6 protein-coding genes are annotated in these 14,110 nt (G+C 68.0%); all 6 read left to right on the forward strand.

Going from position 1 to position 14,110, the window contains the following annotated elements; all coding sequences use genetic code 11:
* Positions 1-3 precede the first annotated feature (3 nt).
* The 6 genes from asnB to VER16_RS02360 all read left to right on the forward strand — a co-directional run bounded on the left by asnB (position 4) and on the right by VER16_RS02360 (position 13,972).
* Entirely contained in the window at positions 4-1,947 is a 1,944-nt protein-coding gene (asnB, locus tag VER16_RS02335; RefSeq protein ID WP_324805267.1) for an asparagine synthase (glutamine-hydrolyzing), read from the forward strand.
* A gap of 64 nt (positions 1,948-2,011) precedes the next feature.
* Positions 2,012-2,572 (forward strand): NADPH-dependent FMN reductase, encoded by a 561-nt coding sequence (locus tag VER16_RS02340; RefSeq protein WP_200752031.1) that lies wholly within the window; start codon positions 2,012-2,014, stop codon positions 2,570-2,572.
* A gap of 207 nt (positions 2,573-2,779) precedes the next feature.
* Positions 2,780-4,210, forward strand: coding sequence for a replicative DNA helicase (locus VER16_RS02345; RefSeq protein ID WP_324805268.1), 1,431 nt, complete (start codon positions 2,780-2,782; stop codon positions 4,208-4,210).
* Positions 4,211-4,387: 177 nt separating this feature from the next.
* Complete coding sequence (locus VER16_RS02350) at positions 4,388-6,631, forward strand: TonB-dependent receptor family protein (protein ID WP_324805269.1); 2,244 nt, start codon at positions 4,388-4,390, stop codon at positions 6,629-6,631.
* Positions 6,631-8,220, forward strand: coding sequence for an alkaline phosphatase D family protein (locus VER16_RS02355; protein ID WP_324805270.1), 1,590 nt, complete (start codon positions 6,631-6,633; stop codon positions 8,218-8,220). The genes VER16_RS02350 and VER16_RS02355 overlap by 1 nt, the downstream gene beginning before the upstream one ends.
* A 199-nt stretch (positions 8,221-8,419) precedes the next feature.
* Positions 8,420-13,972 carry a fibronectin type III domain-containing protein gene (locus VER16_RS02360; protein ID WP_324805271.1) on the forward strand — a complete coding sequence of 1,851 codons (5,553 nt, stop codon included), beginning with the start codon at positions 8,420-8,422 and terminating at the stop codon, positions 13,970-13,972.
* Positions 13,973-14,110: the final 138 nt, after the last annotated feature.

A 14,110-nucleotide genomic window follows, 5' to 3' on the forward strand; every position in this document is an offset into this window, starting at 1 on the left:
TGCATGTGTGGATTGGCGGGAATGTTGTTGCCGGCGCCGCAGTCGCCGGACGAGGTGCTGCAGGCGCAGGCGCTGGCCATGGGCCAGGCGCTGCACCACCGCGGGCCGGATGACGGCGGCACCTGGGTCGACGCCAGCGCCGGCATCGCCCTGGCCCACCGCCGCCTGAGCATCCTCGACCTGTCACCGCTGGGCCACCAGCCGATGGCCTCGGCCGACGGCCGTTACGTGATGGCCTACAACGGCGAGGTCTACAACTTCGCCGCGCTGCGCGCCGAGCTGGAGCCGCTGGGCCATGCCTTCCGTGGCCATTCCGATACCGAGGTCCTGCTGGCCGCGATCCTGCAGTGGGGCGTCGAGGACACCCTGCAGCGCGCCAACGGCATGTTCGCCATCGCCCTCTGGGACCGCCACGAGCAGTGCCTGTACCTGGCCCGCGACCGGGTGGGCAAGAAGCCGCTGTACTACGGCTGGGCCGGCGACACCCTGGTGTTCGGTTCGGAGCTGAAGGCGCTGTGGCAGCACCCGGACTTCGACAACGACATCGACCGTGATGCGCTGACCCTGCTGCTGCGCCTGGATTACATCCCGGCCCCGCACAGCATCCACCAGCGCTGCTACAAGCTGATGCCGGGCCGCGTGCTGCGGCTGGATGCGGCCATGGTGGCCGCCGGTGCGTCCGCGCACCGGCCCGAGCAGGCCCAGCGCCCGTACTGGGATGCGCGCGCGCGCATGCAGGCGGCGCTGGCCGCACCGTTCCAGGGCCGCATCGAGGAGGCCGAGGAACAGCTGGACGGCCTGCTGCGCGATGCCGTGGCGCTGCGCATGGTGGCCGACGTGCGGGTGGGCGTGTTCCTGTCCGGTGGCACCGATTCGTCGCTGGTGGCCGCGCTGATGCAGGCGCAGAGCACGCAGCCGGTGCACAGCTTCAGCATCGGCTTCAGCGGCTCGCACCATGACGAAGCGCCGCTGGCCAAGGAACTGGCTGGCCACCTGGGCTGTGACCACACCGAGCTGTACGTGAGTGGCGCCGATGCGCTGGCGGTGGTGCCGCAGCTGCCGGCGATGTTCGACGAGCCCTTCGCCGACGCCTCGCAGGTGCCGACTGCCCTGGTCGCGCGGCTGGCGCGGCAGGGCGTGACCGTGGCGCTGTCCGGCGACGGTGGCGACGAACTGTTCTTCGGCTACACCCGCTACGTGCGTGCGCTGCGTAACTGGCAGATGCTGGGCCGCGTGCCGGCGCCGCTGCGGCGCTGGATGGGCGCGCGTGCGCACCAGCAGGGCGAGGCGTCGCGCACCGGCGGCCTGGCCGCGCTGCTGGCCGAGACCGGCGCGCGCGGCATCGGCGATGTCTACCGCAACCGCATCTCGCGCTGGCGCGACCCGGCGGCGGCAGTGATCGGTGCGCGCGAGGCTGGCAGCTTCTACGACCTGGCCGACCCGCTGCACGGTGCCGGCACCCCGGCCGACGCGATGATGCTGGCTGATTTCGTCAGCTACCTTCCCGACGACCTGCTGTGCAAGGTCGACCGCACCTCGATGGCGGTCAGCCTGGAGGCACGGGCGCCGCTGCTGGACTGGCGCGTTGCTGAATTCGCATGGTCGTTGCCGCTGGACTTCAAGCGCAGCGAGGACACCAGCAAGGTGCTGCTCAAGCGCGTGCTCGGCCGCTACGTGCCGCAGTCGATGGTGCACCGTCCCAAGCGCGGTTTCGGTGCGCCGGTGAGTGAATGGCTGAAGGGCGACCTGCGGCCGTGGGCCGATGACCTCCTGCAGCCGGCGCGGCTGGAACGCGAAGGCGTGCTGTCGGCGGCCGCCGTGCAGCCGCTGTGGCAGCAGTTCCTGGGCGGCCAGCGCAAGTGGCATACCCACCTGTGGAACGTGCTGATGCTCCAGGCCTGGCAGGACCACTGGCGGCAGGTGCGGGCCAGCGTGGAACGCGGCTGATCTTCACCGGGGCGCGTCGGGCCGGCCGCTAGGCTGGTCCTTTCCCCGTCAGGAGTGTGTCGCCATGCCCGTTCCCACCATCGCGGTCTTCGTTGGCAGCCTGCGCAAGGAATCCTGCAACCGCAGGCTCGCGCTGGCCCTGGAAAAACTGGCCGGCGATCGTGCGCGCTTCACGTACGTGCGCATCGACGATCTGCCGCTGTACAACCAGGATTTCGACGGCAGCTACCCGGCCCAGGGCACCCGCCTGAAGGACGAGGTACGCGGCGCGGACGCGGTGCTGTTCGTCACCCCCGAATACAACCGCTCGGTGCCCGGTGTGCTGAAGAACGCCATCGACATCGGCTCGCGGCCGTATGGCGACAGCGCCTTCGGTGGCAAGCCGGCGGCGGTGATCGGCGCGTCCATCGGCCAGATCGGCACGGCGGTGGCGCAGCAGCACCTGCGCAACAGCCTGGCCTTCCTGGACATGCACGTGCTCGGCCAGCCGGAGGCGTTCATCCATTTCAAGGATGAGCTGATCGGCGCCGACGGCACGATCCACAACGAGGGCACGCATAAGTTCCTGCAGGGCTACGTGGACCGCTTCCTGAAGCTGATCGCGGTGCATGCCAAGGGCGATTGACGCCGCTTTCGGGGCTGGGGTCAGAGCCCTCTGCTGCGCAGAGGGATCCGACCCCATGCGATAATGGGTCTCCATAGGCCGGGCAGCTACGTCGCACAGCGGCGGATATCCCCCGTTCGTCCACGGCTTATCCACAGGCTTGTCCATGCGCCGGGGTCGGCGCATGCCTACACTCGTCTGGCCCACTTTCGCAGGAAACACCGCAGCATGTCCGCCCGTTCCGGCTTCCGTTCCAACCGCAAAGAGCGCGGCGATGGCTTCGACCGCGAACGCGACGAGTCGCGCATCGACCAGCTGCGCGTGCCGCCGCACTCGGTGGAAGCCGAACAGGCGGTGCTGGGTGGCCTGATGCTGGCCCCGGAAGCCTACGACCGGGTCAACGACCAGCTGACCGAGACCGATTTCTATCGCCGCGACCACCAGATGATCTACCGGGCGATCCGCGAGCTGTCCGAGCGCGAGCGTCCGTTCGATGCGGTGACCCTGGGCGAGTGGTTCGAATCGCAGGGCAGGATGGAGCTGGTCGGCGATGGCGCCTACCTGATCGAGCTGGCCAGCACCACGCCGTCGGCGGCCAACATCGTGGCCTACGCTGAGATCGTGCGTGACAAGGCGGTGCTGCGGCAGCTGATCCAGGTCGGCACCGACATCGTCAACGACGGCTTCCAGCCCGAAGGCCGCGACAGCAGTGAACTGCTGGCTTCGGCTGAAAAGAGCGTGTTCGCCATCGCCGAGCAGGGCGCGCGCGGCCGCACCGACTTCGTGGCCATGCCCGGCGCGCTGAAGGATGCGTTCGAGGAACTGCGCAACCGCTTCGAGAACGGCGGCAACATCACCGGCCTGCCGACCGGTTACACCGACTTCGATGCGATGACCGCCGGCCTGCAGCCGACCGACCTGATCATCCTTGCCGCGCGTCCGGCGATGGGCAAGACCACCTTCGCGCTGAACATCGCCGAGTACGCGGCGATCAAGTCGAAGAAGGGCGTGGCCGTGTTCTCGATGGAAATGTCCGCATCGCAGCTGGCGATGCGCCTGATTTCCTCCAATGGCCGCATCAACGCCTCGCGCCTGCGTACCGGCCAGCTGGAAGACGAGGACTGGAGCCGCGTCACCAGCGCGATCAAGATGCTGAAGGAAACCAAGATCTTCATCGACGATACGCCGGGCGTGTCGCCGGAGATCCTGCGCTCCAAGTGCCGCCGCCTGAAGCGCGAGCACGACCTGGGCCTGATCGTGATCGACTACCTGCAGCTGATGAGCGTGCCGGGCAACAGCGAAAACCGCGCGACCGAAATTTCGGAGATCTCGCGATCGCTGAAGGGCCTGGCCAAGGAACTGAACGTGCCGGTGATCGCGCTTTCGCAGCTCAACCGATCGCTGGAAACGCGTACCGACAAGCGCCCGGTGATGGCTGACCTTCGCGAATCGGGCGCAATCGAGCAGGATGCGGACATGATCGTGTTCATCTACCGCGACGATTACTACAACAAGGAAAATTCGCCGGACAAGGGCCTGGCCGAGATCATCATCGGCAAGCACCGTGGTGGCCCCACCGGTTCGTGCAAGCTGAAATTCTTCGGCGAATACACCCGCTTCGACAACCTGTCGCACGATTCGGTCGGTTCGTTCGAGTAAGTCCCGTGCCCACCGTAGAGTCGAGCCCATGCTCGGCTCTTCGCCGTTGGGCGCCTGCATTGCGAATTCCAGTACGTCGCGTGTAAATGGCATGTAACGCGCTGCTTCTACGATTCCGCCGCTGCTGCTCTTCGACGCCGCCTTTCGGTGTCCAGCGTGCCCAAGGAATCCGCCTCCATGTCGTCCCATGCTCCGCTCCGCCGCAACCTGCTTGCCCTGCTGGTCTGTGCATCGCTGCCGTCGCTTGCTTCGGCTGAAACCGCGCCTGACACCGAAGCACCGTCGGCCACGACCCTTGATTCGGTCTCGGTGATCGGCCGTGGCGAGGCCCGCCAGGTGCAGCGTGTCACCGCGGAGGACATGAAGGTGCTGCCGCCAGGCGCCAACCCGCTGAAGCTGCTGGCCAGCAAGCCGGGCGTGCATTTCGAGTCGGCCGACGCCACCGGTGCCTATGAATGGTCCACCAGCATCAGCCTGCACGGCTTCAACCAGAACCGCCTCGGCTATACCCTCGATGGCATCCCGCTGGGCAACATGTCCTACGGCAACAGCAATGGCCTGCACATCAGCCGCGCGGTGATCAGCGAGAACCTGGGCGGTGCGGAAGTGTCCACCGGCATCGGCGCGCTGGGTACGCCGTCCACCAGCAACCTGGGTGGCGTGTTCCAGTTCTATTCGATCGATCCGTCCACCGAGTATGGCGTGGTGCTGGCGCAGGGCTTCGGCAGTGACGGTGCGCGCCGCAGCTATGCGCGACTGGAGACGGGCGAGCACCAGGGGTTCGCCGCCTACCTGTCCGGCGCGTACTCCGAGGGCGACAAGTGGAAGGGCAAGGGATCGCAGGAGTCGAAGCAGTTCAATGGCAAGGCCACCTATCACTTCGGCGAGGACAGCAGGATCACCGCGTTGTTCAACGGATCGCGCCGGGTCGAGGCCGACTACCAGGATCTGTCGCTGGAGATGATCGATCGCCTCGGCTGGAACTGGGACAACTACGCGCCGGACTGGGATCGCGCGGTCGCGGCGGCGAACGGCCAGTACAGTGGCGGCGTCAACAGCCCATGGGACGCTTACTACTCCGGCCATGGCCTGCGCAATGACGATCTGTCGAGCATCGCTGGTGATTTCGGCCTCAACGAATCGATGCGGCTGAAGGTCAACGTCTACAACCACAGCAATCGCGGCCAGGGCCATTGGTTCAGCCCCTCCAATCCCTCCAACCCGGGCACCAGCCGGGAGATTCCGATTTCGATCCGTACTACCGAGTACGCGATCGACCGTACCGGCGTGACCTCTGCGTTCACCTGGAACGTCGGTGGCCACGAACTGGAAGCCGGCCTCTGGTACGAGGACAACGGCCACAGCGTGCAGCGCAATTTCTACTACATCGATGGCCCCATCACCGATGACTTCTTCCTGCGCAATCCGGACCAGCGCGTGTGGAACCAGCAGTACACCACCATCACCCGCCAGTTCTACGTGCAGGACCGCTTCCGCCTGTTCGATGATCGCCTGACCATCGACGTCGGCGCCAAGTCGCCGCACACCCGCACCCGCGTGCGTACGCCGATGGGCAACTATGCGAACAACAGCAGTTTGACCGCGAAGAAGGGCCTCCTGCCGCAGGCCGGCTTCAATTTCAAGCTCAACGACGGCAACGAGGTCTTCGGTTCGTTCGCAAAGAATGTCGCTGCCTATGCACTGGGCGTCGGCAGCCCGTTCAACGTGCCGCAGGCCGACTTCGATGCCAGCGCAGGGAACCTGAAGCCGGAACAGTCGCGCACGATCGAGCTGGGCTGGCGCGGCTACGGCCGCGGCTATGAAGCCTCGGTCGCGGTGTATGACGTGAAGTTCGACAACCGCCTGCTGGCGATCGCCCAGTGCGTGGGCATCCTTGGCTGCCCGGCGCTGTTCTCCAATGTCGGCTCGGTCACCAGCCGCGGCGCCGAAGCCACGCTGCAGTTGAAGCCGATGCAGGACCTGGCCTGGTCCAATGCGCTGTCGTGGAATGACAGCACCTACGACAACGATTACGTGAACAACGAGGTGGTGCCGACCCGCGGCAGGAAGACCGTCGATACGCCGGAATGGATGTTCGCCAGCACGCTCGCCTGGACCCCGGGCCCGTGGGACATGCGCCTGTCGGCCAACCACGTCGGCAAGCGTTACGTGACTTATACCAATGATCTCTCGGTCCCCACTTACTGGCTGGTCAATGCGTCGGTGGCCTACGACTTCGGTGCGGTGGGTCCGGCGCAGAACCTGACGGTTGCACTGAACCTGACCAACCTGACCGACAAGCGCTACCTGTCGTCCATCAACACCAATGGCACCTACGCCAGTGACCCGACCCGCAGCCTGGCCACCATGCAGGTCGGCGCACCGCGGCAGGTGATGGCAACCGCGACCGTCCGCTTCTGATGGGCGCACCTGTCGATCCGGAAACCCGTCGCCGCCTGCTGCGCCTGGCGTGGCAGGGCACGGGGGCAGCGATCGCACTGGCCGCGATGCCGGGGCTGGCTGCGGCCGGCCCGCGGCCGCGGCTTGGCCGCGATCCGTTCACGCTGGGTGTCGCTGCTGGCGATCCGGATCCGCAGGGCGCGGTGCTGTGGACGCGGTTGGCGCCGGACCCGCTCAATGGCGGGGGCATGCCCGCGCGGGCGGTGCCGGTGCGCTGGTACGTGGCCGAAGACCCCGGCATGCGCCGGCTGGTGCAGCGTGGCGTTGCAGCTGCCGTACCGGAGCTGGCGCATTCGGTGCACGTGGAAGTCAACGGCCTGCGCCCGGGCCGTGACTACTACTACCGGTTCGCCTGCGATGGTGATGAAGAAAGCGCGGTCGGTCATTTCCGCACCGCGCCGCTGCCTGACACGCAGCTTGAGCAGCTGCGGCTGGCGCTGTGCACCTGCCAGGCCTGGAACAGTGGCTACTACCCGGTACTGCGCGATATCGCGCGCAGTGATGTCGATCTGGTGCTGCACGCCGGCGACTACCTGTACGAATACAGCCCGCTGCAGAATGCACGCGGTCGCACGCTGGATGCGGAGCGCTTCAGCGGCGAGACCGTCAGCCTGGAGCGGTACCGCGACCAGTACGCGCTGTACAAACTCGATCCGGACCTGCAGGCGGCCCATGCCGCGCATGCATTCGCGGTGATCTGGGATGACCACGAGGTGCAGAACGACTACTCCGGCATCCATCCGGAGAAGCCCGGCGTATCGACGGAGGCGTTCATCGTGCGTCGTGCGGCGGCCTACCGCGCGTTCTACGAACACCTGCCCATGCGCAGCACGCCGGCAGGCAATGGTGGCCTGCGCGTGCACCGGCGCCTGCGCTACGGTGATCTCGCACAGCTCAGCCTGCTGGATTGCCGCCAGTTCCGTCCCGCGAATCCCTGCGGGGTGGGCGAATCGGCGCGCTGCGAAGCCGCGCTGGACCCGCGCATGAGCATGCTCGGTGTCGGCCAGGAAGCCTGGTTCGCCCAGTCGATGGTGGCGGCACAGGGGCTGCGCTGGAACGTAGTGGTGCAGCAGTTGCTGATGGCCCAGCTGCAACTGGATGCGGGAACCTCGCGCGAGCGCTTCTGGAACGACGCCTGGGACGGCTATCCGCTTGCGCGCAACCGTCTGTTGCAGGCCCTGCAGACAGGCGGGACGGGCAACGCGATCGTGCTCGGCGGCGACTGGCACTCCACCTTTGTCAACGACCTGAAGCTGGACTTCAACGCAGCCAGCTCGCCCGTGCTGGCCACCGAATTCATTGCCCCGGCGATCAGCAGTGGCGGCGACGATACGCCGTATGGACCGTACTACGGACCGTCGATTCCGCAGAACCCGCACATCCGCTATTTCGACGGCGACCGCCGCGGCTGGTGGAAGCTGCAGCTGAACCGGCAGGCCGTGGACGCCGAACTGCGCTTTGCCGACAGCGTGCTGCGTGCCGATGCCGAGGTGCGGACCGCAGCGCGCTTCCAGGTCATCCACGGCCGACCGGGGGCCGTGCCGGTGTAATTCCCGGCCGGCGCTCAAGTTCCCCTGTGACCTGCCGTTACCGCACCGGTACCAGGGGGAAACACCACCGTCCATGACCCATTGCTGCACGCGCGGCGATGGCGCGGCGCGTGCGCCCCCTTCATTCATGGGGAACGGATCGATGTCGGCGGTAGCAGGGAAGAGTGGGCTGGGACGCGGCGTCGTCTGGATGTGCGTGGTGCTGTTGCAGTTGCTGGCAGGTGCGGGGGTGGCACAGGCGGCGTCGGCGGCCTGCGATGCAATCAATGCGCTGGGTACCACGACCAGCGATACCCGGACGGTTGCGCCAGGCGTATTTCTGGCAGGCGAATCGCTGGAACTCAGCTTTACCGACAGTGGTGCGGGCATCGGTGGTTCGGCGCCGTCGGCCGAAATGGTCAACCTGCGCGCCCAGAATTTCTCCCAGGTGGCCTACGATTACCGCAGCCATACCGGTTCTGCGGGACCGCATGCCGCAACGGTTGCCAGCAGCTTCCTGGTGACCTACGGCCTGTACATGCGGATCTCCACGGGAAATTACATCAGCCCGGTCCAGATCCGCTGCATCTCCGCCGTCGCGCAACCGCTGCAGTTGGCGCCGCCGGCGCAGCAGCAGTTCACCGTGGGCACCGCGGTGAATGTCAATCTCACCGCCAGCGGCGGCACTGTGCCGTACAGCTTCAGTATCCGTGAGGGCACGCTGCCGGCCGGGCTGCTGCTGGACACCGATGGTCGGCTGCATGGCACGCCGCAGTTCGCTGGCCCCTTCGGCGTCACCGTACAGGTCACCGACGCGACGAACGCCAGCGCCCACGAGCCGCTCTCTGGCAACATCGCGGCCATCGCACCCGATGCGCCCACCGGGGTGATGGCCGTTGCCGGTGATGGCCAGGTGGAAGTGAGTTTTACTGCGCCTGCGCAGACCGGCGGCGCGCCCGTCACGCAGTACGCCGTGTTGGCATCCACAGGGGAACTGGTTTTCGGCACGCAGTCGCCGATCACGGTCATGGGGCTGGCCAATGGCACGCCCGTGCAGTTCCAGGTCATGGCCTACAACGGCAGCCACGGCAGCGCGCCGTCGCAGCCGAGTGCGCCGGTTACGCCGATGAGCGCGCAGACGATCCAGTTCGACGCGCCGGGCGACCAGCCGCTCGGGTCGTTGCTGGCACTGGATGCCACGGCCAGCAGCGGTCTGGCCGTGGGGTTTGAAAGCCTGACCCCGCTGACCTGTGCGCTGGAAAGCGCCAGCAGCCTGCGCCTGTCCGCGCTGGGCACCTGCACGGTGCGCGCGCTGCAGCCCGGCAACGCGGGTACGCGGGCCGCGCAGCCGGTGGAGCGCAGTTTCAGCGTCGTGGCTGCCCAGGCATCTGCGCCGACCCTGCTTCGCGTCGAACGCATCGGCGCGACCAGCGTCGACGTCTACTTCGATGCGCCCGCCAGTGATGGTGGCAGCAGCATCACCAGCTATGAAGTGCTGACATTGCCGACGCGCGCGGTGGTCACGGGTGGATCCAGCCCCGTGCGGGTGAACCGACTGCGTGCCGGCGAGACCTATACCTTCGCCGTGCGTGCGCGTACCGCGACGGGACCGGGTGCGTTCTCTGCCGGCTCCGACCCGGTGACGATGCCGGCCGTGCCGCGCGTGACCGGCCTGCAGGTACCGCCTGCCGGTCGCTATCTGGCAGGCGCGACGCTTGATTTCCAGCTGACGTTGGACCAGGCAGTGAGCGTGCAGGGGGTGCCGGAGCTGCTGCTGTCCATCGGCGGCCAGCGCGTGGTTGCCCACTACCGCTCGGGCTCGGGCAGCAACCAGCTGCTCTTCAGCTATACCGTGCTGCCCGGCCAGAGCGATGAAGATGGCATCGGCATCGACGGCCTGCAGTTGGCCGGTGGCAGCATCCGCAGCAATGAGGCTGTCGATGCGGTGTTGACCCTGGTGGGCGTGGGCGCCACCGACGGTATTGTCGTCGGTGCCCAGCCGGCCGGCGCGCCGTCGATCATCGGTGTGGTTGCAGGCGATGGCGCGGCCACGCTGCAGTTCGCCGCGCCTGCGCAGGACGGTGGCAGCCCGGTGCTGGACTACCTGTTGACCGCCCAGCCGGGTGGATTGCAGCAGCAGGCGGCCGGTTCGCCCGCCGTGTTCAGCGGCCTTCAGAATGGCACCGCGTATCGCTTCACGGTCACCGCCCGTACGCAGGCGGGACTGGGCGCCGCCTCCATCGCATCGGACGCCGTGGTGCCGATGGCGCAGCAGCTGATCACGTTCGAAGCGCTGGACGCGCAGCCCTTCGGCAGCACGCCGCAGGTACTGGCCAGCGCCAGCAGCGGTCTGCCGGTGTCTCTGGCCAGCCGCACCCCGCAGGTCTGCAGCGTGGCCGCCGATGGCCGGGTGACGCTGCTCGCGGTCGGTACCTGCAGCATCGATGCTGACCAGCCGGGTGATGCCGCGACCCAGGCCGCACCGCGTGCCAGCCGCTCCTTCGCGGTGCTGGCGGTGGTGCCGGGCGCGCCGCGCATCACCTCGGTCGTGCTGGCGGCGGGGCGCGTGGACGTGGGTTTCGAGGCGCCGGCATTCGACGGCGGTAGTGCGGTGGAAAGCTACCAGCTGCAGGCCTTGCCGGGTGGCCAGATCGTGCGAGGTAGCGGCAGTCCGCTGCGCATCGATGGCCTTCCGCCCGGTGTTGCGCATCGTTTCGTGGTGACGGCCTTCAACAGTGCCGGTGCCGGCCCGGCATCGCTGCCGTCCGATGCCCTCATCGTGCAGGACGCGCCCGTGGTGACCGGGGTGCAGGTGCCGGCCGAAGGCCGCTACCTGGCGGGGCAGGTGATGTCCTTCGCCGTGCAGTTCGACCAGGTCCTGCAGGTCGGCGTGGCGCCGCAGCTGCTGCTGCGTATCGGCAACCTGCATCGCGTCGCACTGCTCACCTCCCAGGTCACGGAGGGGCAGGGCAGCGTCCTGCGCTTCCAGTACACCGTGCTGGCGGATGACCGGGACGAGGATGGCATCGAGGTGGAATCGCTGCAGGCCGCCGCTGGCAGCCTGCGCAACGGCCAGGGCACGGAGGCTCGCACCGCGCTGGTCCATGTCGGTGCGACGGCCGGGGTACGCGTCGGTGTCGATCTGCCTTCGGTCGTCACCGGTGTACGTGGTGTGGCCGGCGATGGCCAGGTGCAGGTGTACTTCGACGCGCCGCAATCCGGCAGCGGCAGCATCATCGATTACATGGTGACCGCGCAGCCGGGTGGCGTTACCACAACCGGAATGGCATCGCCGATCACCGTGCGCGGCCTGGTCAACGGCACCGCCTATCGCTTCGTGGTGGCTGCGCGCAGCGAATACGGCAACGGCATGGCCTCGGCCGCCTCGGCTGCCGTGGTGCCGCTGCCTGAGCTATCGGTGGCTGATTCCACGATTGCCGTGCCCTACGGCGCAGCGGACATCGTGCTGCCGCTGTCGGTGACTGGCGTGGCCGAGCGCGTGCAGCTGGCAGCAGCGCCGCAGCATGGCCAGGTGGACGTGCAGGGCACAACGCTGCGCTATACCGCAGCCGCAGGCTTTGCCGGCACCGACCGCATCACCTACACCGTCAGCGATGCCTTCCGTACGTCGGCACCGGCCACGATCACCATCACCATCGGCACCCCGACCGTGGTGCTGCAGTCGGCCGCGCTGCCGCAGGGCGTGGCGGGCACCGCGCTGGCCTCGCAGCTGTCCAGCAGCGGTGGCGTCGCGCCCTACACCTACGCCATCGTCGCCGGCCGTCTGCCGACCGGCGTCAGCCTGGACCGCAGCGGGCGCCTGGCCGGTACGCCGGTGGCCGCAGGTCGTTTCGACATCGAGGTCGAGGTAACCGACAGCAGTACCGGCGATGGTCCCTTCCGTGCGCGCCGCACGTTCGTGCTGGATGTGGCCGCACCGCAGATCGAGGAAGACGAAGCGCCGCTGCCGACGGCCACCCAGGCCGGTCCGGTCAATCTGCGCCTGCAGGCGCGCGGCGGCACTGCGCCGTATGTCTTCCGGCTGATGGCCGGGGCACTGCCGCAGGGCGTGCTGCTGTCGAGTGACGGTCAGCTGCAGGGCGTGGCAACGGTCGCCGGGGTGTTCGATTTCGACGTGGAGGTCAGCGATGCGTACGGCTTCAGTGGCGTGGCGCGCTACCAGCTGAAGATCGCGCAGGCTGCACAGGCCATCACCGGCATCATCGTGAACCCGGCAACGCCGGTCTACAGCGAGGGCGGCAGCTTCGAGGTTGCCGCACAGGGGGGCGCGTCGGGGCAGCCGCTGCGTTTTGCCAGCAGCAGCCCCACCGTCTGCAGCGTCAGTGGCACCCGCGTGGCCATGCTGGCAGCGGGGCGCTGCGTGCTGACCGTGGACCAGGACGGTGACGCCAACCACGAGGCCGCGCCACAGCTGCAATACGTCGTCGAGATCGCCGTGGCGGTGCCGTCCCTGGCATGGAGTGCGGATCTGCAGCGGCTGCTGGAACAGGGCAGCTTCGAACTGCCGCTGCCGACCAGTGCCAGCCCCGGCGCCTTCAGTTTCCGCAGCAGCAATACGGCGGTGGCCAGCATCGAGGGCCGTACCGTTCATGTGCATGGCGAGGGTCGCGCGGTGATCACCGCCGAACAGGCGGCTGCGGGCAACTATGCCGCGGCCAGTGTCGAGCTGGCGCTGGTGGTGAACGTGCGCCCGGACCCGACCCGCGATCCGGGCGTGACCGGGCTGCTGCAGGCGCAGGTGGATGCCAGCGTGCGTTTCGCCAACGCGCAACAGGCCAACATCCGCGAGCGCCTGCGCCAGGTGCGCTCCGGCGGCAACGCGGACAGCAATACGCTGTCGGTGTCGACCGGCGCGCGTGGACCGGACGCGGCGTTGCTGCCGCTGGGTCAGGCAATGCCGCACGATGGCGCGCTGTTGCCGGCGGGCTGGGGCACCTGGGCCTCGGGCTCGGCCACCTACGGCCGGGGTGGCCCGACCGGGGCAGGGCGGTACGACCTGCGAAGCGACGGCCTGACCGTGGGCGTGGATCGTCGCCTCGGCGACAGCGCGCTGTGGGGTGTGGCCGGCAGCATCGGCCGCAACGACAGCGAGCAGGATGATACACGCACCCGCCTGCAGGCTGACCAGCGTTCGCTGGCGCTGTATGGCCTGTGGCGCGGCAACGAACACGTGTTCGTCGATGCGGTGCTGGCCACCGGCGACCTGCGCTTCGACCTGCAGCGCTGGAGCCGCGATGCCGGTGCGATCGCGGTGGCCCGTCGCGAGGGCTCGCAGTGGTTCGGTTCGCTGGCGCTGGGCTATGAGCAGGTGCTGTCGGGCATGCGCATGAGCGGCTACGCACGGGTGGATGGCAGCCGCAGCACGCTGGATGCCTATCGGGAGCATGGGCTGGGTGAACTGGATCTGGCCTACGGCCGCCACGTTGTCGACAGCCGTGCGCTGGCGTTCGGCCTGGAAGGCAGCGCGGTCGAGACGGCCAAGGCACGCCTGCGCCCGTTCTGGAGCATCGAGTACCGGCAGGCCCTGCAGGATCGTGGCGAAGCGACGTTGAACTACGCAGAGTGGGCGCGGCCGCAGGACTACCGCCTGGCGATGCGCAGCTACAACGACGATCTGCTGTCGCTGTCGGCCGGTGTGGACGTGTCCGTCGCCCGCGGCTGGATCCTCTCGCTGCTGCTGGGCCATGAACAGGCGCGCGGCAGTGATCGTTCCAGCAGTGTCGGCCTGCGCCTGAGCAACGGCGGCCGCTGAGCCCGCCCGCGCGGCCGGGCCACAGGTAGCGCCGGGCCATGCCCGGCGGCTTTCCCGGGTTTCATCGCCCCCATCCCGGTTTCGTCGCAATCCGTTTGCGGCGGCCGCGCGTGCGCGGCACGGTGGTCACTGGCGGCA

Source organism: Stenotrophomonas sp. (genome assembly GCF_035634915.1).
Classification (GTDB): domain Bacteria; phylum Pseudomonadota; class Gammaproteobacteria; order Xanthomonadales; family Xanthomonadaceae; genus Stenotrophomonas.

Coding starts and splice junctions, on each gene's coding strand:
- VER16_RS02355 (WP_324805270.1), top strand. CDS start 6,631: ATGGGCGCACCTGTCGATCCGGAAACCCGTCGCCGCCTGCTGCGCCTG.
- VER16_RS02350 (WP_324805269.1), top strand. CDS start 4,388: ATGTCGTCCCATGCTCCGCTCCGCCGCAACCTGCTTGCCCTGCTGGTC.
- VER16_RS02340 (WP_200752031.1), top strand. CDS start 2,012: ATGCCCGTTCCCACCATCGCGGTCTTCGTTGGCAGCCTGCGCAAGGAA.
- asnB (WP_324805267.1), top strand. CDS start 4: ATGTGTGGATTGGCGGGAATGTTGTTGCCGGCGCCGCAGTCGCCGGAC.
- VER16_RS02345 (WP_324805268.1), top strand. CDS start 2,780: ATGTCCGCCCGTTCCGGCTTCCGTTCCAACCGCAAAGAGCGCGGCGAT.